This is a genomic window from Mycobacterium kyogaense (assembly GCF_036946525.1).
GTDB classification, from domain to species: domain Bacteria; phylum Actinomycetota; class Actinomycetes; order Mycobacteriales; family Mycobacteriaceae; genus Mycobacterium; species Mycobacterium kyogaense_A.
The window spans coordinates 87,174-109,880 of the sequence record NZ_JAQIIY010000006.1 but is presented as its reverse complement, the minus strand read 5'-3'; the positions used below and the strand labels follow the sequence as shown (position 1 = coordinate 109,880).

The following is a 22,707-nucleotide window of genomic DNA, read 5'->3' as shown; positions in this document are numbered from 1 at the left end:
GAGTCGCGGATGAATTTGCACACTCGCGGCGACGGTTACAGCTGCTGCAGCGGCGTGGGTTTCAGCGCCAGCGTCGCAGCCACGCTGATCGCCGCGGTCAGCACCAGGTAGCCGCACGCCAGCCACGGCGAGCCACCCACCGCGCCGATCAGCGCGGTGAGGATCAACGGCGTCAGGCCCGAGGCGAACACCCCGGACAATTGATAGACGGTCGAGAGCCCTGTGTAGCGGATGCGGGCCGGGAACAGCGACGCGTACAGCGAGCCCTGCGCGCCGTAGAACAAGGCGTGCACGACGCCGAACACCACGAGCATGCCGAGCGCATACAGCGCGATGTCGCGCGTGCCGAACAACGCGAACACCGGGAACACCGCGATGCCGTAGGCGGCGATGCCGATCGTGTAGATCCGCTTCGGCCCGAAGCGGTCGGTCAGCAGACCCGACACCGGTAGCAGCACCGCCATCAGCAGCGCGGCGGCGGTGACGGCGATCAGCACCGGCACCTTCTCGAGTTTCAGCGTGCCGGTCGCGTACGCGATCGCGAACACACCCCAGGTGTTGAACGCCGCGCCTTCACCCCACCGCGACAGCATGCCCAGCACGGTCGAGCGCAGCACGGGTGGGCGGAACACCTCGCGCACCGGGACCGCGGCGCGGTCGTCGCTGTCGCGGACCTTCTCGAAGGCGGGCGTCTCACTGGCCTTCAGTCGCACCGCGACGCCGAAGACCACCAGCACGATGCTGAACAGGAACGCGATGCGCCAGCCGTACGCCAGGAAGGCATCGTCGGGTAACGCGATCTGTAGGAGGGCGAAAACGCCTGTGCCCAGCGCCAATCCGAGGGCAAGACCGACCTGGGGGATGCTCCCGAATAGTCCGCGCCTGCGTGCCGGGCCGTGCTCGACGGCCAGCAGCACCGCGCCCGCCCACTCACCGCCCAGCGCGAAGCCCTGCACGACGCGCAGCAGGAGCAGAAGAATCGGGGCGAGGACGCCGATCTGTGCGGCGGTCGGCAGCACACCCATCAGCGCGGTCGCCCCGCCCATCAGCAGCATGGTCAGCGCCAGCGTCTTCTTGCGGCCGATGCGGTCGCCGATGTGGCCGAACACGAACCCGCCGATCGGCCGCACGACGAACCCGACGGCGAACGTCGCGAAGGACAGCAGGGTCCCGACGAAGGTGCTCTGGTCGGGGAAGAAGGCCCGGTTGAACACCAAACTGGCGGCCGTCGCGTAGAGGAAGAAGTCGTACCACTCGATGGTCGTACCGACCAGGGAGGCCCACAGCGCCGTGCGCGCCGCGGGGGTCACGGGCTCGGTCGCCGAATCAGGTGGGTCGATGACAGTCACGAGGATCCATCAGCGCACGTCGCGGCCACACCGGCGAGGGTTACGCGCGCGCTGATCCCAACCTCGGATGAAAACCGGGCGCGACTCGGTTCTTGACGGGCATGGACACCATGACTGCGATCGGCGCATTCGCCGCCGATTCGATCGACGACAGCCTGCGTGACGTCACCGTCGCGGTGCCCGAGTTGAGGCCGCGCGACGTGCTGGTCAGGGTGCTCGCGGTGTCGGTGAATCCGGTCGACGTGAAGCAGCGGTCCGCTCTCGCCGCCTCTGCAGAGCCGAAAATCCTGGGGTACGACGCGGCCGGTGTCGTCGAGGCGGTCGGTCCGCAGGTGTCGACGCTGTCGGTGGGCGACGAGGTCTGGTACGCCGGCGACATCACCCGCGCCGGCAGCAATGCCGAACTGCAGGCCGTCGACGAGCGCATCGTGGCGCGCAAGCCGTCGTCGCTGTCCTTCGCCGACGCGGCGGCGCTGCCGCTGACGACGATCACCGCGTGGGAGTCGCTGTTCGACCGGTTCGGGCTCACCGCCGACTCGACGGGCGATCTGCTGGTGCTCGGTGCCGCCGGTGGCGTGGGCTCGATCATGATCCAGCTCGCGAAAGCGCTCACGCGGGTTCGGGTGATCGCGACCGCCAGCCGCGACGAGTCACGTGCGTGGGCGCAGCAGACGGGCGCCGACGTGGTCGTGAACCACCACCGCCTGCAGGACGAGACGCTCGCCGCTGTGCCCGAGGGCGTCGACTACCTGTTCTCCCCGCATTCGGCGGGCAACATCGACTCCTACGAGGCGATCGTCAAGCCGTTCGGTCATATCACCGCGATCGACGAGCCGGCGGGCCTCGACCTCGTCGGCTTGAAGGCGAAAAGCATTGCGTGGCATTGGGAGCTGATGTTCACCAGAGCCATGTTCGAGACGCCCGACATGATCGAGCAGCAGCGGCTGCTGGCCCGTGCGGCGGAGCTGGTGGATCAGGGCGTGCTGAGGACGACGGTCACCAAGACCATCACCGATTTTTCGGCAGCCGGGCTGGCCGAGGCGCACCGCGACGTGGAATCGGGCCGGATGACGGGCAAGGTCGTGCTCACTCGTGGACCGGCGTAGGTTCGCAGAGCATGGCCCTGCCTCGCCCGTCTGATACCACCACCGCCGTCGTCACCGGAGCTTCCTCGGGCATCGGCGCCGACCTGGCCCGCGAACTGGCCGCCCGCGGCCACGGCCTGACCCTGGTCGCCCGCCGCGAGGATCGATTGCGCGAACTCGCCGACGAACTGTCCGGCCCGGTTCGGGTGGAGGTGATCGGGTGCGACGTCGCTGACCCGGCCGCGCGTGCCGACCTGCTGGACGAGGTCGCCCGCCGCGGTCTGACGATGGACATCCTGGTCAACAACGCCGGGATCGGCACCATCGGTCCGGTGCTCGAATCCACGCCGGACGCCGAGATGCGTCAGGTGCGGGTCAACGTGGAGGCGGTGATCGACCTGACCACTCGTGCGGTGCAGCAGATGGTGCCGCGGGGCCGCGGCGCGATCCTCAACGTCGGTTCCACGGCGGGCTTCCAGCCGTTTCCCGGACAGTCGGGCTACGCGGCGACGAAGGCGTTCGTGCGGTCCTACACCGACGGCGTGCGCGGTGAGCTCGCCGGCACCGGCGTCACTATCGGTGCCCTGCACCCGGGGCCGGTGCGCACCGAGTTCCTCGAAACCGCCGGCATGGACGAGCGGACGTTCGCGGCGGCGTTCCCCAAGTTCTTGTGGATCGAGTCGCGCACGGTCGCCAAGAAGGGGATCGAGGCGCTGGAGAGCGGGCGCAGTGTGATTCCCGGCTGGCAGAACGAGATTCCCGCGCGGGTCTTCGAGGTCCTGCCGCGCCGCCTGCTGTTACCGCTGCTGCGCAACCAGCACCCGGCGCTGAAGCGGTCGACCTAGCCGGGCCAGCTTCGCATCCAGCCTTCGACGGGCAGGTCCAGCCCATTGCACAGCGTGCAGATGGTGCGGTACCAGCCGACCGCGATCAGCAGTTCCATCCGTTGTTCGTCATCGAGGCTGTCGCCCAACGCCGTCCAGGTGTCCGTGGTCCACGAACCGGTCGCCTCGATCTCGTCGACCGCGGTGATCAGCGTGCGTTCATCGGCCGACCATGCGACGTCCGCGCCGGTGACCAACGCGTCGCATTCGGCCTCGGACACTTTTGCGATCGGCCCCCAGAACGCGGCCTGCCCGCCCCATTCGTAGGCACAGCCCAGCAGCGCGCAGATCCGCAGGATCGCAATGGTGCGCAGCCGCGCTGGGAGTTTCGCATCGACGTACAGCGTCTCCCCGAGCGCACGCAGTTTCGCGGCCAGGGCCGGATGACGCTGCAGGCATCGCACCAGCAGCAGTGGCTCGTAGGTGCGGTCGGGGTGACCCCAGCGCTGGATGCCTTCGGCGTCCTGCTCGCTCCACGGAGGGGCAAGGGGCGCAACGCGACTCACGCGTCCGGCGCCTTCCGCCGCCCCCGGATCAGCGTGCCCGGCCGGGCGTCGGTCGGTACACCGTTCTCAGCGATCACCTGACCCGAGACGACGGTGGCGACGTAGCCGTCGGCGCTCTGGTCGAGGCGGCGTCCGCCGGCAGGGAGGTCGGCGACGACGACGGGCCGATGCAGCCGCAGCCCGGCCGCGTCGATCACGTTCAGGTCGGCCTTGTAGCCGACGGCGATGCGGCCGCGATCGGCCAGGCCCGCCACGGCCGCCGGCACCGACGTGAGTTCGCGCACCGCGTCGGCAACTGCCAGGCGGCCGCTCGGCCTGTCCCGCACCCAGTGGGTCAGCATGTAGGTGGGAAAGCTTGCGTCGCAGATCATTCCGTAGTGTGCGCCACCGTCGCCGAGACCGAGGACGACGTCGTCACGGCGGATCAGCTCTGCGACGGTGTCCAGTGAGCCGTCGCGGAAGTTGGCCAGGGTCACCAGCAGCATGGCGCGGCCGTCGTCGTCGAGGAGACGGTCGTACGCTTCTTCGGCTGGGCTGACGCCGCGACTCTGCGCCCGAGAGCCGATCGAATCAGATTGTGCAGGTTCGTAATTGGGTGGATCACCCAGCGGGAACATGTAGTTCCACGCCTGTGCGGCGAACATCAGCGGATGTCCGTCGGCGGCCGGTTGATCGTTCAGGATACGTTCGCGGACTTCGGGTTTGCGCATCTCGGCGACCCGCTCGGCCAGCGGCAGGCCCGCGATGGCCTGATAGGACGGGTACATCACGAACGGGTTGCCCGACAACTCGAGGCCGAGCACCAGCCCGATCGGGCGCGGGAAGATCTGGGCGCTGATCCGGCCGCCGTCGCTGTTGGCCTTCTCGACCATCCGCAGGGCGTCGAGGAAGAACGGGTCACCGGCGTTGCCGATGGCGAGCGTGAACGTGACGGGCAGCCCGACGTCGGCCGCGACGTCGAAGACCGTGCGCAGCGCCGGCTCGTAGTCGCCGGCCATCAGATCGGGGACGAACTGGATGAGGCCACCGCCGGCGTCCTCGACGCCGCGCGCGATGGCCTCGATCTCGGCGTAGCCGGCGTCGTAACTCGGGATCGGCTGGCCGCTCTCGGATTTGTGCAGCGTCAGCCGTGACGACGCGAATCCGAGCGCCCCGGCCTGCACCGCCTCGGCCGCCAGCTTGCGCATCATCGCCAGATCCTCGGGTGTGGCCGGTTCGCGGTCGACACCGCGGCGGCCCATGACGTACACGCGCAGCGGCGAGTGCGGCAGGAATGCGGCCACGTCGATGTCGTGCGGGCGCGCCTCGACGGCGTCGAGGAACTCGGGGAAGGTCTCCCAGTGCCAGGGCAGACCGTCAACCATGACGACGCCGGGAATGTCCTCGACGCCGGCCATCACGTCGACGAGGACGTCGTGATCGGCGGGCCGGCACGGTGCGAAGCCGACGCCGCAGTTGCCCATCACCGCGGTGGTGACGCCGTGCGCCGACGACGGCGTCAGCCGGTCCGACCAGATGGCCTGGCCGTCGTAGTGGGTGTGCAGGTCGACGAAGCCCGGCGTGACGAGCAGGCCGGTGGCGTCGATCTCCCGCGTCGCGGACCCCTCCACGCGGCCGACCTTTGTGATCACGCCGTCGCTGATCGCGACGTCGGCGACGAACGGTTCGCCGCCCAGACCGTCGACCACGGTCCCGCCACGAACGATCAGGTCATATGTCATAGCTCGAATGTACGGTGACGGCATGATCGACCACTTCGGAATCAACTGCGTGCACTGGGAAGAGTCGAAGTCGTTCTACGACAAGGTCCTCGGGGTGCTCGGGTACACCAGGCAGATGGACATGGAGGTGGCCATCGGCTACGGCGCCGACGGCCATCCCGCGTTCTGGATCGGTGACGCGTCTGTCGGCGACGTGTCGGGCCCGAACCGCGAGATGCATCTCGCGTTCATGGCCAAGGACGCCGAGGCGGTGCAGGCGTTCTACCGGACCGCGCTCGCGCTCGGGGCCGAGTCGCTGCACGAGCCGCGGATGTGGCCGGAGTACCACGACAACTACTACGGGGCGTTCGTCCGCGACCCCGAAGGCAACAACGTCGAGGCCGTGTTCCACGGCAACGGTCCGGCGGTCACCGGTCCGCCGGCTTGAGCCAGCGCCACTGACCTTTGGACCACGGGGCTGCGCCGTCGAGGGTGTCGGCGACGGCCTGCACCACGCCCGGCCACTGCCACTCGTCGTAGTCGTCGCCCGACAGCCAGCCGCCAGGGCGAACCTTCGGCAGCCAGGCGGTGATGTCGGCGCACACGCTGTCGTAGTCGTGCCGGGCATCGAGGTGGACCCAGGCCAGTGATCCGTCGGCGAACAACTGCGCCGCGGCCACCGAATCGCTGATGAGCAGCTGCACCTGATCGGCGGCGCCGCACGCGATGAGGTTACGGTGCAGCAGCCCGGCCAGGGTGCCGCCGCCGTGGCTGACCGCAGGCCCGTGTGCGTCGGTGCCGCCGCGTCCTTCGGGGCCGCTGCCTCGCGCTGTGTCGACGCCGACGATCACCAGGTCGCGATCGCGGGCGAGTTCGGCGAGAGAGCAGAGGCTGCGGCCCAGGTAGCAGCCAACCTCGACGATGCGGTCGCCAGGACCGAACGTCGCGACGGCTTCCTCCTGCCCGGAGCGCCACTGGAACCACCCGGGAATGTCCTCCCAGGACCGCACCGGCGCGTCGAAACCCGCCATCGGATCAGGCATGTTCACCGGGCATATGGGGCCACCAACCTCTCCACGATCTCGATCTCGTCGCCTCGGCGGGTGATCAGGCCGTCGCGTTCGAAGGAGTCCAGCCACCCCACCATCGGCCATCGCCCCCAACGCCGGCGGAAGACCCGGGCGTTGGCCACGATCGCCGCGACGTGTTCGACGGGCGGGTCGGAGACCGGGTGGTGCTGGTGGTACGCGTGCGCACCACCGATCCAGAACAACGGAATACTCTGCGCGGCAGCACACGACGCGACGTCGGTGTCTTCGCCCCCATAGCCCACGTAGTCCTCGCAGAATCCGCCGAGCCGGGCCCAGGTGGCCGCAGCACAGGCGAACGACAGCGACCAGAACAGGTCGTGGTTCGGTTCGGACTGCAGCACGCCCGGCGGCGGGGCCGGCCGCGCGGGATGCGGATCGGTGAGCTCATCGAGACGATCGATGGGATACCCGCCGGGCGCGGGCGGCAGATACGTGACAGGCCCGCAGAGCAGGGCCGGCCGGTCGACCTGCCGATGTGCCGCGAGGTACCCGCCGATCAGATCGCGACCGGGGATGCAGTCGACGTCGAGGAAGATCAGCAGTTCGGCGCCGCGGTCGAGCGCTGCCCGGGCACCGATGTTGCGGGCGCGCGCCAGAGGGAGCGCTGCGGGGTCGGCGGCGCAGGAGACGACGTGGGTGTGCGGGCCGGTCAGCGTCGCTATCGCCGGGTCGGCCATCGCGACCACGATGCGGTCGTCTGGCGCGAGCCGGCTGCGCGCCAACCCCGCCTCCTGGGCTGCGATGTGTGCGTGACGCCCGTGGACGACCGTGATCACCGCCGTCCGTGGGGTCACGCGGCGATCACCTGCGCGGCGCGGGCAGCTGCACCGCGCACCTGAAGCCGCGACCACGCGGACCGGTCGAGCGCGAACGTCGCGCTGAGCAGTGCCGGCCAGCGGTCGCCGGCGGGCCACGCGGACGCCTCCACGGTCAGTCCCGCGCGCACCAGGGCTGCCGCGGTGGCGTGCTGTTCGGCGAAGGGACGATGCTGGGGGATCACGATCACCGCGGCGTCGGTGAGCGCCACGTCGGCGACCGCATTCTGTCCGGCGTGGGTGATGACGACGTCGGCCGCCTCGAGCACCGGCCACGGATCGTCCACCCACCCGGAGGCGCCGAGTGCGATCCACCGGTACTGCGGGAGTGCGGCCCGGAGCTGGTCGATGGCATCGGCGGGCAGATCGTCGCCGCCGGCGCCGCCGAGCAGCACCGCTGTGCCACCGCCCGAGCCGGTGCGGTGTCCTCGGTGCTCGAACTGGCTGATCGACCCGACGAAGTGGGTGCGCTCCGCATGCTCACCGAGCCAGGCCGGTCGGTAGACGTCGGCGGACCACGGCGCCACGATCTGGTCGGCGATGTCGTAGGCGAGCCGGTGCGCCGGGTCGGTGCGCTCACCCGGCATCGCCATCACGGTCACGGGAATGCCCGCGAGCCGGCCGAGCATCGCGATCTCGACCGAGACGTCGACGACGAGGCGGCGCAGGCCGGCATCCGCGGCAACCTGGAGCAGATCGGCGGAGCGGCGGGCAAGCCCCGCCACATGTGTTGGTGCCCAATGTAATCGGCCGTTGCTCTCCGGGTCGACGGGCAATTCTCCGTCTGCGGGGACGTCGAGGGGGAGCTGCACCCACCGGTCCTGGGGCCGCATCTGCGCGGGGCGGGGCAGCGAGGAGAAGAACGTCACGGGTTCGTCCAGATGGGCGCAGATCGACCGTGCCCGGGCCGCGTGCCCGCGGCCGTGGTGGTGCACGTAGTAACCGATCACGCCGAAACGCCCTCTATCGCAGAGATTTCCGGTGTGTACAGCAGCTGCCGGTACTGATCGAGGTACTGCGACACCATCACCTCGTGCGAGCAGCACCGCTCCGCGCGGGCGCGCGCGTCGCTCCTGCGCAGCGTCATCGCCTCCAGCAGGGCCTGGCTCAACCCGTCGATGTCGCCGGCCGCGGCGAGCCGCCCGCACGATCCGTCGACGATCTCGGGGATGCCGCCGCGCGCGAACGCCGCGACCGGCGTTCCGGCGGCCAGTGCTTCGGCGACGACGCGGCCGTAGGGTTCGTCCCAGTGCGGGGTCACCAGCGCCACGGCCGCACCGCCGACCAGCTCATTCAAGTCGTCACGGCGCAGGTGGCCGTCGTAGACGGCGCCGACGGAGCCGTCGCCCAGAAGCGGGCGTACCGCGGTGTCGAAGTACGTGGAGTCACCGATCGGCCCGGCGATGCGCAGCGGAATGCCCGCTGCGCGCGCCGCGGCGATGGCCGAGGTGACACCCTTTTCGGGCACCAGCCGACCCGTCCACACGGCGTAGCTACCGCCGGGCCCCATCGGCCGGTGCGCCATGTCCACGCCGTTGAGAATCACCGGGATCGGCCCGCTGATCGGATTCCATTGCCGCGCAGTGAATTCACTGACCGCCACGAAGCTACTCGCCACCCCGCCCGGGAGTGCGACCGCTTGCTCCTGCCATTTCAGCGGGGGAGTGTGCAACGTAGTCAGCATTGGTGCGCCGACGGTGTGGGCCATGGCGAGTGGCAGGTAGTGCGGGCTGTGGTTGTGGATCACGTCGAACGAACCCAGTTCAGCGCGGCCCAGGCTCACCATCACCGACAGGTAGGCGTGCGTCTCCTGCACCACCCATTCCGGTGTCGTGGGGTCGAGGCGCCGGGTCTCCTCACTCATGTGCAGGGTGCGTAGCGGTACCACGTTCCACGGCAGCCCCATGTCGGAGCCCGGTGCGGCGAACACCGTGACGGAGTGGCCCGCAGCGGTGAGGCCGTGGGCGAGTTCGAACACGAACGCTTCCAGTCCGCCGGCGAACGGTTGCCGTACCGGGTAGCGCGACGAGGCGAGCAGGGCGATGCGTAATGGCCGGGTGCTCATGCGGTTCTCGCGGTCTCGCGGAGACGCCGGTACAGGCTTGCGGTGTCCCGTCGCACCCCGTCGCGTTCCGCGGCTCGCATGCGCCGGCGGGAAAGATCGTCGGCGCGCCCGGGGACCTGCGCGGCCGCGTCTGTGACGGCGGCGAGCAGGCTCGCCTGGTCGAATCGTCCGATGCCGAAACCGAAGGTGGCGCAGGGCTGTTGCTCGTGGAAGTGTCCGCAGTCGGGGACCACCGGGACGACGCCGCAGTCGTGGCACGCCTCGACCCAGCCGGAGTGCGTGCCGAACCGGTAGGGCAGCACCAGGACGTCGATGTCGTGCAGGTAGTCGACGAGTTCGGCGTCGGTGAACGGCGGATGTACCCGGACGTCGACACCGCGTTCCCGGTATCCGTCCAGTCGACCGGCCAGGTGCGCGCCCCTGGACGAGGTCAATGCGTTCTCGTCGAGATCCAGGCGCAATGAAAAATGCTGCGCTGCAACGAGTGTGTTCATCACCGGCCACGGATCGATGTTGGCCCGCAGGAACTTGGCGTGCACGGCGACGACGGGTGGGGTGCGTTGCATGCGTGGTGACCCGACCTGCTCGATCGGCACCACGTGCGGGTGCGGCAGGACCATCGGGGTGATGCCCCATCGCCTGCGAATGTGGCGCGCAGCACCGTGGGTCAGCGTGAGCACGGCATCGGCACGGTGCAGCAGGGTGGCGAGCTTGGCGAGATGACCGGTCTGGTCGCCGAGGTGCGGATTCGCCAGGTCGTGCACGGTCACCACGAGGGGAACGTCATGCGCCGCGAGCACGTCGGCGACGGCGTCGAGATCGTCGCGCTCGACGGTCTCGAAGCCGAAATGCACATGCAGGACATCGATCTCGGTGACGCGCGCGAGAACGTACCGGGGATCGAGCCATTGCGGCGGCCACCACTGTCCCGGCTGGCTGGCGCCCGGCGGAACCGGATCGGGCAGCAATGTCAGGAGCGTGGTGTCGACGATGGCGGAGATGTACGGGTGTGCAGCCGGAACGGAGGCAACACGAATCAGAGTCACACAATCCCTTCGACAGGGCGATTTGTCTCGCCGCTGTCTCGACGAATTGCTGTGACAGGTATACCACGCGAGAGCGACACGTAACCTCGCGGAGTGGACTTCTTCAGCTCGCCCGCGAAGCGCTCTCCGCGCGACGAGCCGCTCTGGTTGGTGGTCGGGAACTGCCAGGCCGAGGCGCTGCGCCGGGTGCTCGACAGCGTGCCGGCACGGCCATATCAGACGGTGCGCATTCCGCCGGTTCACGAACTGACACAACGGGATCTGCCGCACCTCAACGAACTCCTCGGACGGGCGGCAGTGCTGCTCAGTCAGCCGATCCGGCCCGACTACCGCGACCTTCCGGTGGGGACGCGCCAGCTTGCCGAGCGACTCGATCCCGGTGCGCGGGTGGTGCGCTGGCCGGTGATCCGCTACGCCGGGCTGTATCCCTTCCAGGTGATCGTGCGCCGTCCCGCCGACCGCTCGCTGACACCGCCGGTGGTGCCGTATCACGACCTGCGGACCATCGCGGCGGCGCGCGCGGGGCGCTCGCCGGACGATCCGTGGGACGTCGACGTCAGCGCTGAACAGATCCGTGCGGTGGCCGCTCTCAGTCGCGACGAGTTGGCGATGCGCGAAGCCAGGGACTGTGACGTCGGCATCTCAGATCTGTTGGCGGGCTTCGGTGTCGACGCAGCACACACGATCAACCACCCCGGCAATCCGGTGCTGATCGCGCTGGCCCAACGCATCCTCGACCACCTGGACGTGGCCGCGACCGCGATACCCGTCGACACCGTCCTGTTGAGTTCGGTGACCGCGCCGCTGCAGCCACGGGTGCTCGACGCGCTGGGAGTCACCGGGACGCCGCGACCGGACTGGTGTCAGCACAGCACCACCATCTCCGCCCAGGACGTCCACACCGCACAACTGCGGTGGTACGACGACAACCGCGACTTCTGCGATCTGGCGGTCCAGCGTCATGGAAACGTCATGGATTCACTCGGTCTGCTCACGAGGTCCGCGTGACGGTGACGCAGCTTCTCGTGGGTCCACGGCATCACGGCGTGGTCCGCTTCGGGCTCGCGCTCCCCGTCCCGCAGGTGTGGTCGCCCGATGTCGCGGGCATACCGCCAACGCCCCCCGATGGCGGCGTGCACCTGCAGTTCACCGACCGGCTCTTCGGGGACAGCCCCGAGGCCGCGGCGGGTGCCGTCGCGACCATCGCTCACCGCACCCGCGTCACCGTCACCCTGCACGACCTGCCCCAACCCTCCGACGGTCGCAACGCCGCCAGGCGAGCGGCGGCCTACGCCGACGTCATCGCACGGTCGGCCGGAGTGGCGGTGTGTAGTCAACACGAGCGAGACCTGTTGCGGGACATCGGCGTCGACGTCTCGACCGTCTCGGTCATCCCGTTGCCGATCGACGCGCCGGCACCCGTCCGTTGCCGCCCCGCAGGAGCGTGCACCATCGGTGTCTTCGGTTTTCTCTACCCCGGCAAGGGGCACGAGGAGGTGATGGCGGCCTGTGCTGATCTACCCTCCGATGTCGAGGTCCACGCCGTCGGCGAGCCCTCGGCCGGGCACGACGACCTGGTGGCCGACCTGACGGACCGCGCCGCCGAGCAGGGACGACGGTTTCACGTGACGGGACATGTGGGCGACGACGAGCTGGTCGACGTGCTGCAGCGGATCACGGTGCCGGTCGTGGCGCACACCCACGTCTCGGCCTCCGGTTCTCTCGGCTCATGGCTGTCGGCGGCGCGTCGCCCGCTGGTCGCGACGAACCGGTACACCCGCGAGGTCGCCGACCGGAACCCTGGCATGCTCACGCTGTATCCACCCCACGGACTGCGATCGGCGATCCACAACGCATTCGACGATCCGCAGTCCACCTGGTTGGTGCACGGTGTGACGCCGCGACCGACACCGACCGACACCGCGCATGCCTACCACGCGTTCCTCGACAGATGGCACCGATGACGCCGCAGGTGTTCCCGCTGTCCGGCGGCAGATTCTGCGTGGTCGGCAATCGGTGGGATGCATTGGCCGGCAAGCCTGGACGGGAGACGACGATCAGCGTCGTCGTGCCGTTCTACGACCAGCAGGACGATCTCGACCGGTTGCTCGCGGCGCTGGAACTCCAGGACTACCCCGCGCACCTGTTCGACGTCGTCGTCGCCGACGACGGCTCTGCTGTGCCGCCCGACATCTCGTCGACGGCGACGCGCTGCACCGTGGTCCGACAGCCTGACCGCGGATTCCGCGCCGCGGCGGCGCGCAACCTCGGTGCGGCCGCCACCGACGGCGAGATCCTGTGCTTCCTCGATGCGGACACCCTGCCGGAACCTGGCTATCTGCAGCATGTTTCGCGACTGCCGTCGCTGCTACCGGATGCGTTGGTCGTCGGCCGTCGCCGACATGCCGACCTCGACGGGTGGGCGGCGGCCGACGTGGCGCGATGGTGGGCGGGGGAGCGCAGCCCGGTGGTGCTCGAGGAGCCGCGCTGGCTTGCCGATGCATACGCGCGCACCGGGGACCTCGCGACCGCCGACCACACCGCCTATCGATACGTGATCAGCTCTGTGATGTGTTGCAGCAGGGAGTTGTTCGACTACTGCGGGGGCTTCGACGAGTCGTTCTCCGAGTACGGCGGTGAGGACTGGGAGTTCGCCCACCGGGCCGGGGTCTGCGGTGCGGTGTTCCACCACGCGCGTCGAGCGGTGGCCTGGCACAACGGGCCGGACTGGGCGGGTCGTGAGGTGGCGGGCAGGGCGGCCGCCAAGAACGCCGAGGCGCTCGCGCTGGCCCGGTTGATCACCGATCCGGCAGCGCGCACCCATGGCCTCCGCTACGAGATCCCCGACGTGGCGGTCGAACTCGATGCCGAGGGTCACGGGTTGGGTTCGCTGGTGGCCGCACTCAGCGGCTTCCTCGCCCACGACGTGGGCATCTGGGTCACCGGCGCGGACGCGGAATCGCTCTGCAGCCGAGCCCATCTGGAGGACAGGCGAATCCGCATCGGGCCGGTGCCCGACGACATCCGCCGCCGGACCCGGTTCGTGGTGACCGTGACGGGCCGGCCCGTCCTGTCCGCGCAGGGCGTCGCCGCCCTGGTCGGCGCCTGCGGTCAACCGGACGTCGCCGAGGTGCACGTCACCGAAGGCGCCGCGGCCGTGGTGTGCCGGGCGTCGTGGGCGCTGCACCGGCAGGCCCGGTGGCAGAGCCAGGCCGCGTTCGGTGCCACGCACCGCTTCTCGGGCGCCGCCTTCGGGATGACCATCAGCGACGCCGAATCCGACCTGTCCTGGTGAGCACCTCCTGTCCGAGGGCGGGCGTAGCTTGGGCGACATGGCCGACATCGACGCTGCCCGCGAGCTCCTGCGTGACTCGTTCACCCGTCTGATCGAGCACGCCGACGATCTGACCGACGGTTTGACCGACGAGGTGGCCTACTACCGGCCGACTCCGGAGGCCAACACGATCACGTGGCTGCTGTGGCACAGCGCCCGGATCCAGGACGCTCAGCTCTGCGACATCGCGGGCATCGAGCAGGTGTGGTTCCGCGAAGGCTGGGTGGACCGCTTCGCGCTCGACCTACCGCGCGACGCCCACGGCTACGGCCACACTCCGGAGGACGTGGCCAAGGTGCGCGCGTCGGCGGACCTGCTTTCCGGCTACTACCACGCTGTCCACCGAGAGCCTGGCCTTCGTCGCGTCGGTGTCGGAAGAGGACCTGGCCCGGGTGATCGACAAGCGCTGGACCCCGCCGGTGACGGCGAGCGCGCGCCTGGTCAGCATCATCGACGACGCCGCTCAGCACCTCGGGCAGGCCGCCTACATCCGGGGCATCGCCACCTGAACTTGACACCTGTCAACCCCGCGTGCGACGTGCGTCACACCGCTCGTTAGAGTGGGGGTCATGACTGCGACTTCCGACGTCACGCCCTTCACCGGCACCGGCACTATCACCAACCCCGCCACCGGCGCACTGGCTGGTCAGGTGCGCTGGACAGATGCCGCTGACGTGCCCCGCATCGCTGCCGCCCTGCGCGAGGCGCAGCGTGAATGGGAGGCCCGCGGCGCTGCCGGCCGGGCCAAGGTGCTGGCCCGCTACGCGGTGTGGCTGGGCCGCCACCGCGCCGAGATCGAAGAGCTGCTGATCGCCGAGACCGGGAAATCCGCGACCGACGCGGCGCAAGAGGTGCCGCTGATCCTGATGATCCTGTCGTACTACGTGCGCACGATGGAGAAGGCGCTCGCGCCGGACCCCCGCCCGGCGGCGCTGCCGTTCCTGTCGATCAAGAAGATCGAGGTGCACTATCGGCCCCGCCCGGTCGTCGGGATCATCGCGCCGTGGAACTATCCCGTCGCCAACGCACTGATGGACGCCATCAGTGCGCTCGCCGCCGGCTGCGCGGTGCTTCTCAAGCCCTCCGAGCGCACCCCGCTGACGGCTGAACTGCTGCTGCGCGGGTGGCTCGACTCCGGCGCGCCGGACGTGCTGGCCCTGGCACAGGGGGCGCGCGAGGTGTCCGAGGCCGTCATCGACGTGAGCGACTACATCCAGTTCACCGGCTCCAGCGCCACCGGCGCCAAGGTGGCCGAGCGGGCCGCCCGCCGCCTGATCCCCGTCAGCCTGGAGCTCGGCGGCAAGGACCCGATGATCGTGCTCGAGGATGCCGACATCGAGCTGGCCGCTCATGCCGCGGTGTGGGGTGCGATGTTCAACGCCGGGCAGACCTGTGTGTCCGTGGAGCGGGTGTACGTGCTCGAGCCGGTCTACGACCAGTTCGTCGACGCCGTGGTCCGCGACGTGCAGAACCTGCAGATGGGTGCCGGCGAGGGGAATCACTTCGGCGCGATGATCGACGACAGCCAGGTCGCCGTCACCGAACGCCACGTCGCCGACGCACTCGCCAAGGGTGCGCGGGCGCTGACGGGCGGGAAGCGCCGGCCCGGTCCCGGCAGCTTCTACGAGCCCACCGTGCTGGTCGACGTCGACCACTCGATGGCGGCCATGACGGAGGAGACGTTCGGTCCGACGCTGCCGATCATGAAGGTCGCCTCGGTGGCCGAGGCGGTCCGGCTGGCCAACGACAGCCCCTACGGACTGTCCGCCGCGGTGTTCTCCCGCGATGTCGAGCGCGCCAAAGAGATTGCGCTGCAACTGGATTGCGGTGGCGTCAACATCAACGACGTGATCTCGAACCTGATGTGCACCACCGCGCCGATGGGTGGCTGGAAGACTTCGGGCATCGGTGCCCGCTTCGGTGGGCCAGAGGGGTTGCGCAAGTACTGCCGCATCGAGACCGTCGTCAGCCCGCGCACCGCCGTCGGCGCCGGAGGCAACTACTACAACAACTCTGCGCGTGCGCTCAAGCGGATGAACACGATGATGACCAAGCTGGCGCTGATCCGGCCCAAGCGCATCGCCAAGTAACGCAGCCACATAGTCCACCGGGCGTTCACCCCGCCGTCACCGTCCGGACGGCGGGGCTGGTTAGCGTCGCCCGGTGACTCTGGACAGCTCTGGCTACCACGTGATCGACGACGACGATGACGACCCCGTGCTCGTGCTGGCGCCCAGCGGCGAACCCGTCGACACCTGGCGGGAGAACTACCCCTACGACGACCGCATGTCGCGCGCGGAGTACGAAGAGCAGAAGCGGCTGCTGCAGATCGAGCTGCTGAAGCTGCAGAAGTGGAGCCAGGCCCACGGCCACCGGCACGTGATCGTCTTCGAGGGCCGCGACGCCGCGGGCAAGGGCGGCACGATCAAGCGCTTCATGGAGCATCTCAACCCGCGCGGCGCCCGGGTCGTCGCGCTGGAGAAGCCCACCGAGAAGGAACAGACGCAGTGGTACTTCCAGCGCTACGTCACCCACCTGCCCGCCGCCGGGGAAATCGTGCTGTTCGACCGGTCCTGGTACAACCGCGCCGGCGTCGAACGCGTCATGGGCTACTGCTCGCCCAAGCAGCACGCCGAGTTCATCCGGCAGGCCCCGCTGTTCGAACAGATGCTGGTCAACGACGGCGTCAGCCTGACCAAGCTGTGGTTTTCGGTGACGCAGTCCGAACAGCGCACCCGCTTCACCATCCGGCAGGTCGACCCGGTGAGGCAGTGGAAACTCTCGCCCACCGACCTGGCGTCGCTGGACAAGTGGGACGACTACACCGCGGCCAAAGAGGACATGTTCGCCTGGACGGACACCGAGATCGCGCCGTGGATGGTGGTCAAGAGCAACGACAAGAAGCGCGCCCGCATCGACGCGATGCGCTACGTGCTGAGTAAATTCGACTACGACAACAAGGACCACGAGGTGGTCGGCCGGCCCGACCCGCTGATCGTGGGACGCGCGCTGGGCGACTGACACACGCGTCCCGACAGGAGGACGCCCGGTGCGGTTTCTCGCCACGCTGATGCTGTGGCTGCTGACCACGCTCGCACTGGCGGTCGCGGTCCCGGCCGGATGGGCGCAGCGCGACATCGTCGACGAGGACGGGTACGCGGCCCTGGCCGCCCGCGCGGCCGGTGATTCCCGGCTGCAGGACGCGATGGCCGGCGAGCTGACCACCCAGATCATCGCGCTCGGCGGCGAGAACGGCTACCAGCTCAACCCGCAGCTGGTCCGCACGGTCGCCGACTCCTACACCCGCAACTCCGGGTTCCCCGGGCAGTTCGCCCAGGCCAACCGGATCGCGCACCGGTGGATGTTCACTGGCGCGGTGCCCGAAGGCAATTCGACGGACCGGTGGCTGATCGACATCGCGCCGATGCTGTCGGACCCGTCGTTCCACGCCACGCTGGGCTCCCTCGATCTCGCAGTGCCCCCGACGCTGACGGTCCCCATCACCGTCGAATCGCCGGATCTGCGCCCCGGCAAGCTGCGGCCGCTGGCCACCTGGGGGCCGTGGGCGAGCATCGGCGCCGCGGTGCTGACCGGCCTGCTGGCTCTGCTGACCCTGGCGGCCGCCCGCTCGCGCGGCCGCGCGCTGTGCGCCCTCGGGGTGTCGGCGCTGCTGGTCGGCGCCGCCGGTTGGGCAGGGATCGAGATGGGCCGGCGATTCGTCGACGCGGCGGTCAACCGCACCACCGGCGACATCCGCACGGTGGCCGAGGTGATGGTGCGCACCGCCGAGGACAGCGCACATCACTGGCTCAACATCACCCTGATCGCCGGTATCGGGCTCGTCGTCGTCGGTGTCCTGGGCGCGACCGCGGGTGCCGCGCTGCGCCGGCCCGACCCGCGATGAGCGGCCCGCTGGTCCCGCCGACCGGCGCCGATCCCGACGAGCTGTTCACCGCGTTCGCGGCGTGGGCCGAGGCTGCCGGCACCCCGCTCTACCCCGCGCAGGAGGAGGCGCTGATCGAGTTCGTCAGCGGCGCCAACGTCGTGCTGGCGACACCGACCGGATCGGGCAAGTCCCTCGTCGCGACCGGAGCGCAATACGCCGCGCTGGCGGCCGGGCGGCGCAGCTACTACACCGCACCGATCAAGGCGTTGGTGAGCGAGAAGTTCTTCGCGCTGTGCGGCGTCTTCGGGGCGGAGAACGTCGGCATGCTGACCGGCGACGCCGCGGTCAACGCGGCTGCGCCGATCATCGTGTGTACGGCCGAGGTGCTGGCGAACACGGCGCTGCGCGAAGGCGCCGGCTCCGATATCGGCGTGGTCGTGATGGACGAGTTCCACTTCTACGGCGACCCCGACCGCGGCTGGGCCTGGCAGGTACCGCTGCTGGAACTGCCTGCCGCACAGTTCCTTCTGATGTCGGCGACACTCGGCGACGTCACGTTCCTGCGGGAGGATCTCACCCGTCGCACCGGTCGGCCCACGGCCCTGGTCGCCCATGCCGAACGTCCTGTGCCGCTGTTCTACTCGTATGCGACGACACCGATGCACGAGACCATCGGCGACCTGCTCGACACCCGCCAGGCGCCGATCTACATCGTGCACTTCACCCAGGCGTCGGCGCTGGAGCGCGCGCAGGCGCTGATGAGCGTCAACGTCAGCACCAAGGCCGAAAAAGCGGCAATTGCTGAGCATCTCGGCGCGTTCCGATTCTCGACGGCGTTCGGTGCCACGCTGTCGCGACTGGTGCGCCACGGCATCGGAGTCCACCACGCCGGCATGCTGCCCAAGTACCGTCGGCTGGTCGAACAGCTCGCCCAAGCCGGCCTGCTCAAGATCATCTGCGGCACCGACACGCTCGGCGTCGGTATCAACGTGCCCATTCGCACCGTGGTGTTCACCGCGTTGTCGAAGTACGACGGCACACGCACGCGGTTGCTCACCGCGCGCGAGTTCCATCAGATCGCCGGGCGCGCGGGCCGGGCTGGTTATGACACCGCGGGCACTGTGGTGGTGCAGGCCCCCGACCACGAGGTGGAGAACCTTCGGCAGTTCGCCAAGGTCGCCGACGATCCGAAGAAGCGTCGAAAATTGGTGCGGCGCAAGGTGCCCGAAGGCATGGTGCCGTGGAGCGAGAAGACGATGACACGGCTGGTGGAGGCCGCGCCCGAGCCGCTCACCAGCAACATGCGGGTGTTCACCGCGATGATCCTCGACGTCGTCGACCGCCCCGGCAACCCGTTCGAGGCGATGCGCCGGCTGCTCACCGACAATCACGAGCCGCGCAAGCGGCAGCTGCGGCTGATCCGCGAGGCGGTGGGGATCGCACGGTCACTGCTGCAGGCCGGTGTGGTCGAGCGGATGCCGGTGCCTGATGACGACGGCCGCCGCTACCGGCTGACCGTCGACCTGCCGCGCGATTTCGCCCTGAACCAGCCGCTGTCCACGTTCGCGTTGGCTGCCATCGACGTGCTCGACGCCGGCGCGGAAAGCTATGCGCGCGACGTGGTGTCGGTGATCGAGGCGACGCTCGAGGATCCCCGGCAGATCCTGGCTGCGCAGCTGAAGAAGGCCAGGGGTGAGGCAGTGGCGGCGATGAAGGCCGAAGGTATCGAGTACGAGGAACGCATCGAACTGCTCGACGACGTCACCTACCCGAAACCGCTCGACGAGCTGCTGACCGGAGTCTTCGAGATCTACCTGCAGACCAACCCGTGGGCAGCTGACGGGGCGCTCTCACCGAAGTCGGTGGTGCGCGAGATGTGGGAAGGCGCATACACGTTCCGCGAGTACGTCAGCGTCTACGGGTTGACGCGGTCGGAGGGGGCCGTGCTGCGGTATCTGTCCGACGCGGTCAAGGCGCTGCGCTCCGGCGTGCCCGTCGCGGCGCGCACCGAGGAACTGACCGACATCTCCGAATGGCTGGCCGAGCTGGTGCGGCAGGTGGATTCGAGCCTGCTCGACGAGTGGGAGCAGCTCACCAGCCCCGACCAACCGCTCGACGCGCCGGTCTCGGTGCCTGTGCGGCCGCGGCCGGTGACGGGCAACGAGCGGGCGTTCACCGCGATGGTGCGCAACGCGCTGTTCCGGCGCGTCGAACTGTTCGCCCGGGAGCGCTGGGATGAGTTGGGCGCGTTGGACAGTGGCTCGGGATGGACGGCGCAGCACTGGCGTGAGGTCGGAGACGACTACTACGACGAGCACGCCGACGTCGGGATCGGCCCGAACGCGCGGGGCCCGGCGCTGCTGCTCATCGAGCGAGGCACCGACGTGTGGCGGGTGCGCCAGATCCTCGACGACCCGGCCGGCGACCACGACTGGGGCATCGACGCCGAGATCGACCTCGGGATGAGTGACGAAGAGGGCGTCGCGGTACTGCGCGTGGTGGACGTGGGGCGGATGGATTAGCCGACCAGCGCGGCTTTTTCGCGTCCCCTCGCGCGCGCCGGGTCGGCCAGCAGGCCCGCGAGACTGCGGGTGATGGGCAGGCCCGTCTTGATCTCCAGGTAAGCGAACTGGCCCTGTGGATTGACCTCCAGGAAGTACGCCCGTCCGTCGGAGGCCGACACCCTGAGGTCGATCACGCCGAACGCGAGCCCCAGGCGACCCATCAGCTGGTGCAGCGACTCCGTGACGTCGTCGTCGAGGTCATAGGGGGTGAAGGCGACCGAGTTGTCCATCCTCGAGTCCACCCACCCGGCGCCGCTCTGGGAATCGATGCGCACCGCCCACGCCACGCCGGCGATCCACACGATGCGCAGGTCATAGGCGCCGTCGATGAATTCCTGGAAAGTCGTGGGAGAGCTGGCGATCGCCGGCAGGCGCATGAGGTCACCGGATGTCACCAACCGGGTCTCACTGAACGCTCCGCCGGTTCCGGTGCGCTTGTAGATCGCCCGGCCCGGCAGTCCTGCGAGGAAGTCTGCCGCCACTGACGCGTCGTTGGTGACGACGGTGTCGGGCACCGCGAGACCGACTCCCCGGGCTGTGGCGAGTTGCACCAGCTTGCGGTCGGCGCGGTGTTGCGCGCCGGGGTCGTTGACGAAGACCGCGTCGAGCGACCAGAGCAGCCCCTCGGCGAAGTGATCGCATTCGGCCTGCCGGAAGGCGTCGGTATCCGGATCGATGCTGCGTTCCAGCGCGCTGCGCGCCGGCCGACGCCACCACACGGCACGCACGGAATCGAGATCGACCGCGCCCCAATCGTGTGCGTGACTGCTGCGCGTCGACGTGAAGCTGGCTGTGGTTGAGGGGAATTCAGCCATGTCGATTCGCAGCGGTCGAACTCCGAAATGCGCACGTAGGTGCGAGGTCACTGCGGCAGCGTGAAGGTCCATCTCGTGGGCGATGATGAGTACCGGTGTGGTCATGAGCGTGGTGGCGTCGGCGGTGGGCGTTACTTGCAGTCGTCGCCTTGGCAGACTGCGCCGAACCCACTGGGATCGTCCCAGCAGCTCACGGACGTGTGGCCCGCTTCCGCCGTCACCACCCGGTCGTAGGCAAAGCCATGGCTACGACCCCACTCCTCGCTCTGGCGGGAGAGGTCCTCGGAGCCGACGACGTTGCGGTAGTGGTCGGGAAGTGTCATCGGCCGCTCGAGTGACTCGATCGTCAAGGTCTGCAGCCAGCCGATCGACGCACCGGGGCGAACGACCACCTCGACGGGCGTGCCGGCATCCCCCGCCGCCGACGGGGCCAATGTGGGGTTGGGCCAGTCCGATTGCCGCTCGATGTCGGTCCGCTGGATCACCCAGGTGCCTCCGGGCACGTTGATCCGGACCTCGCCGTCGGCATCGCTGGCAAGCAGGCCTTTGAGCGGTGTGTTCGTCATGGCAGTACTCCTCGTGTGAGTGAACGTCCCGGTCGCGCCGGGCCCGCCCACGAGAATCGACTGCGGACGGCACGTGCACCCGCGTAGTGCACTACCTGACTTTCAGGGCTCGATGACGTGGGAGGGGTCGGGTCTGCGGTCCGGGGGCGCCTGGCTGTAGTCACCCCACGGCCCGTCACGCTGCTCGACGGCTGCACGCACACCGTCGCGCTCGGCGGTGTCGACGAAGCGCAGCGCATCTGGGGTGTTGCGCATCAGCCCGTCGAGGATGCCGCCGAGCGTCTGCGTCGACGCCAACCCCATGTTCTCGTAGGCCTGGTTGACGATCAGCTTCTGCGCCTGCAGTTGCGACAGCGGAATCGCGGCGAGCCGGGCCGCGATCTCGGCGACGCGCGCCTCGAGTTGCTCGAACGGCACCGACTCGTTGATCAATTCGACTGCGGCGGCTTCCTTTCCGGTCAGCGGTTCGCCGGTGAGCGCATGCCACTTCACCTTCGCAAGACTCAGGCGGTAGAGCCACATACCGGTCAGGTAGGCGCCCCACATCCGGGCATACGGTGTGCCGATCACCGCGTCGTCACTGGCGATCACCAGATCGGCGCACAGCGCGTAGTCGCTCGCCCCGCCGACACACCAGCCGTGCACCTGCGCGATCACCGGTTTGGACGCCCGCCAGATCGCCATGAACTTGCTCGTCGGCCCGGTCTCGCGGGAGCTGACCATCGCGAAGTCCTTGCCGGGGTCCCACCGCCCGTCGGTGTTCATCGCCTCGCCCCAGTGGTCGAACCCGCCGCCGAAGTCGTAGCCGCCCGAGAATGCGCGTCCGGCCCCGCGCAGCACGATCACCTTGACGGCCGGGTCTCGTTCGGCCAGCCCGATGGCGGCCTCGATCTCGTCGGGCATCGGCGGCACGATGGTGTTGAGCCGGTCGGGGCGGTTCAGCGTGATGGTCGCGACGGGCGGTTCGGTGCGGTAGAGCACCGTCTGGAACTGGCTCATCT

The 22,707-nt window shown here is 69.2% G+C and carries 21 protein-coding genes and 1 pseudogene; 11 read left to right on the top strand and 11 right to left on the bottom strand.

The window, feature by feature from the left end:
• Positions 1-35: 35 nt before the first annotated feature.
• On the bottom strand, positions 36-1,349 hold the full coding sequence (locus PGN37_RS02680; RefSeq protein ID WP_335329474.1) for an MFS transporter: 1,314 nt from the start codon (positions 1,347-1,349) through the stop codon (positions 36-38).
• A 101-nt stretch (positions 1,350-1,450) separates the two neighbouring features.
• Here PGN37_RS02680 and PGN37_RS02675 point away from each other — a divergent pair, with 101 nt between their 5' ends.
• Positions 1,451-2,455 (top strand): zinc-binding alcohol dehydrogenase family protein, encoded by a 1,005-nt coding sequence (locus PGN37_RS02675; RefSeq protein ID WP_442932835.1) that lies wholly within the window; start codon positions 1,451-1,453, stop codon positions 2,453-2,455.
• 11 nt (positions 2,456-2,466) lie between these two features.
• Entirely contained in the window at positions 2,467-3,279 is an 813-nt protein-coding gene (locus PGN37_RS02670) for an SDR family NAD(P)-dependent oxidoreductase (protein ID WP_335329473.1), read from the top strand.
• Here the strand turns inward: PGN37_RS02670 and PGN37_RS02665 are convergent.
• Complete coding sequence (locus PGN37_RS02665) at positions 3,276-3,824, bottom strand: carboxymuconolactone decarboxylase family protein (protein ID WP_335329472.1); 549 nt, start codon at positions 3,822-3,824, stop codon at positions 3,276-3,278. The two genes, PGN37_RS02670 and PGN37_RS02665, sit on opposite strands and share 4 nt — an antisense overlap.
• Positions 3,821-5,545, bottom strand: a complete 1,725-nt coding sequence (locus tag PGN37_RS02660; protein ID WP_335329471.1) for an N-acyl-D-amino-acid deacylase family protein — start codon at positions 5,543-5,545, stop codon at positions 3,821-3,823. Before PGN37_RS02660 ends, PGN37_RS02665 begins: the two co-directional genes overlap by 4 nt.
• A 22-nt stretch (positions 5,546-5,567) precedes the next feature.
• Between PGN37_RS02660 and PGN37_RS02655 the strand changes: the two genes are divergently transcribed.
• On the top strand, positions 5,568-5,972 hold the full coding sequence (locus PGN37_RS02655) for a VOC family protein (RefSeq protein WP_335329470.1): 405 nt from the start codon (positions 5,568-5,570) through the stop codon (positions 5,970-5,972).
• Here PGN37_RS02655 and PGN37_RS02650 read toward each other — a convergent pair.
• Genes PGN37_RS02650 through PGN37_RS02630 form a run of 5 tightly spaced genes read right to left on the bottom strand, consistent with a single transcriptional unit; the run spans position 5,953 to position 10,541 of the window.
• Positions 5,953-6,567, bottom strand: coding sequence for a class I SAM-dependent methyltransferase (locus PGN37_RS02650; protein ID WP_335329469.1), 615 nt, complete (start codon positions 6,565-6,567; stop codon positions 5,953-5,955). The genes PGN37_RS02655 and PGN37_RS02650 overlap by 20 nt on opposite strands.
• Positions 6,568-6,569: 2 nt before the next feature.
• Positions 6,570-7,409: a glycosyltransferase family 2 protein gene (locus tag PGN37_RS02645; protein ID WP_335329468.1), complete on the bottom strand. Its 840-nt coding sequence runs from the start codon at positions 7,407-7,409 to the stop codon at positions 6,570-6,572.
• Positions 7,406-8,380 carry a glycosyltransferase gene (locus PGN37_RS02640; RefSeq protein ID WP_335329467.1) on the bottom strand — a complete coding sequence of 325 codons (975 nt, stop codon included), beginning with the start codon at positions 8,378-8,380 and terminating at the stop codon, positions 7,406-7,408. Before PGN37_RS02640 ends, PGN37_RS02645 begins: the two co-directional genes overlap by 4 nt.
• Positions 8,377-9,495, bottom strand: a complete 1,119-nt coding sequence (locus tag PGN37_RS02635) for a glycosyltransferase (protein ID WP_335329466.1) — start codon at positions 9,493-9,495, stop codon at positions 8,377-8,379. Before PGN37_RS02635 ends, PGN37_RS02640 begins: the two co-directional genes overlap by 4 nt.
• Positions 9,492-10,541 (bottom strand): glycosyltransferase, encoded by a 1,050-nt coding sequence (locus PGN37_RS02630; RefSeq protein WP_335329465.1) that lies wholly within the window; start codon positions 10,539-10,541, stop codon positions 9,492-9,494. The genes PGN37_RS02635 and PGN37_RS02630 overlap by 4 nt, the downstream gene beginning before the upstream one ends.
• Before the next feature lie 93 nt (positions 10,542-10,634).
• Between PGN37_RS02630 and PGN37_RS02625 the strand changes: the two genes are divergently transcribed.
• From PGN37_RS02625 to PGN37_RS02590, 8 genes and pseudogenes are all read left to right on the top strand, one after another.
• Positions 10,635-11,549: a WcbI family polysaccharide biosynthesis putative acetyltransferase gene (locus tag PGN37_RS02625; protein ID WP_335329464.1), complete on the top strand. Its 915-nt coding sequence runs from the start codon at positions 10,635-10,637 to the stop codon at positions 11,547-11,549.
• A complete protein-coding gene (locus PGN37_RS02620; protein WP_335329463.1) occupies positions 11,546-12,505 on the top strand; it encodes a glycosyltransferase in 960 nt (319 codons plus the stop codon). Before PGN37_RS02625 ends, PGN37_RS02620 begins: the two co-directional genes overlap by 4 nt.
• Positions 12,502-13,836: a glycosyltransferase gene (locus tag PGN37_RS02615; protein ID WP_335329462.1), complete on the top strand. Its 1,335-nt coding sequence runs from the start codon at positions 12,502-12,504 to the stop codon at positions 13,834-13,836. Before PGN37_RS02620 ends, PGN37_RS02615 begins: the two co-directional genes overlap by 4 nt.
• Positions 13,837-13,873: 37 nt before the next feature.
• Positions 13,874-14,384 (top strand): annotated as a pseudogene (locus PGN37_RS02610) (mycothiol transferase).
• Positions 14,385-14,444: 60 nt separating this feature from the next.
• On the top strand, positions 14,445-15,965 hold the full coding sequence (locus PGN37_RS02605) for an aldehyde dehydrogenase family protein (RefSeq protein ID WP_335329461.1): 1,521 nt from the start codon (positions 14,445-14,447) through the stop codon (positions 15,963-15,965).
• Between the two features lie 73 nt (positions 15,966-16,038).
• Positions 16,039-16,896, top strand: coding sequence for a polyphosphate kinase 2 (gene ppk2, locus PGN37_RS02600; protein ID WP_335329460.1), 858 nt, complete (start codon positions 16,039-16,041; stop codon positions 16,894-16,896).
• 28 nt (positions 16,897-16,924) lie between these two features.
• Positions 16,925-17,779 (top strand): hypothetical protein, encoded by an 855-nt coding sequence (locus PGN37_RS02595; protein WP_335329459.1) that lies wholly within the window; start codon positions 16,925-16,927, stop codon positions 17,777-17,779.
• Positions 17,776-20,283: a DEAD/DEAH box helicase gene (locus tag PGN37_RS02590; protein WP_335329458.1), complete on the top strand. Its 2,508-nt coding sequence runs from the start codon at positions 17,776-17,778 to the stop codon at positions 20,281-20,283. The genes PGN37_RS02595 and PGN37_RS02590 overlap by 4 nt, the downstream gene beginning before the upstream one ends.
• On the opposite strand, the gene PGN37_RS02585 is transcribed toward PGN37_RS02590, so the two are convergent.
• From PGN37_RS02585 to PGN37_RS02575, 3 genes are all read right to left on the bottom strand, one after another.
• Entirely contained in the window at positions 20,280-21,245 is a 966-nt protein-coding gene (locus PGN37_RS02585; protein ID WP_335329457.1) for an MvdC/MvdD family ATP grasp protein, read from the bottom strand. The genes PGN37_RS02590 and PGN37_RS02585 overlap by 4 nt on opposite strands.
• A 26-nt stretch (positions 21,246-21,271) precedes the next feature.
• Positions 21,272-21,706 carry a hypothetical protein gene (locus tag PGN37_RS02580; RefSeq protein WP_335329456.1) on the bottom strand — a complete coding sequence of 145 codons (435 nt, stop codon included), beginning with the start codon at positions 21,704-21,706 and terminating at the stop codon, positions 21,272-21,274.
• Between the two features lie 102 nt (positions 21,707-21,808).
• Entirely contained in the window at positions 21,809-22,705 is an 897-nt protein-coding gene (locus tag PGN37_RS02575) for a crotonase/enoyl-CoA hydratase family protein (RefSeq protein WP_335329455.1), read from the bottom strand.
• Positions 22,706-22,707 lie beyond the last annotated feature (2 nt).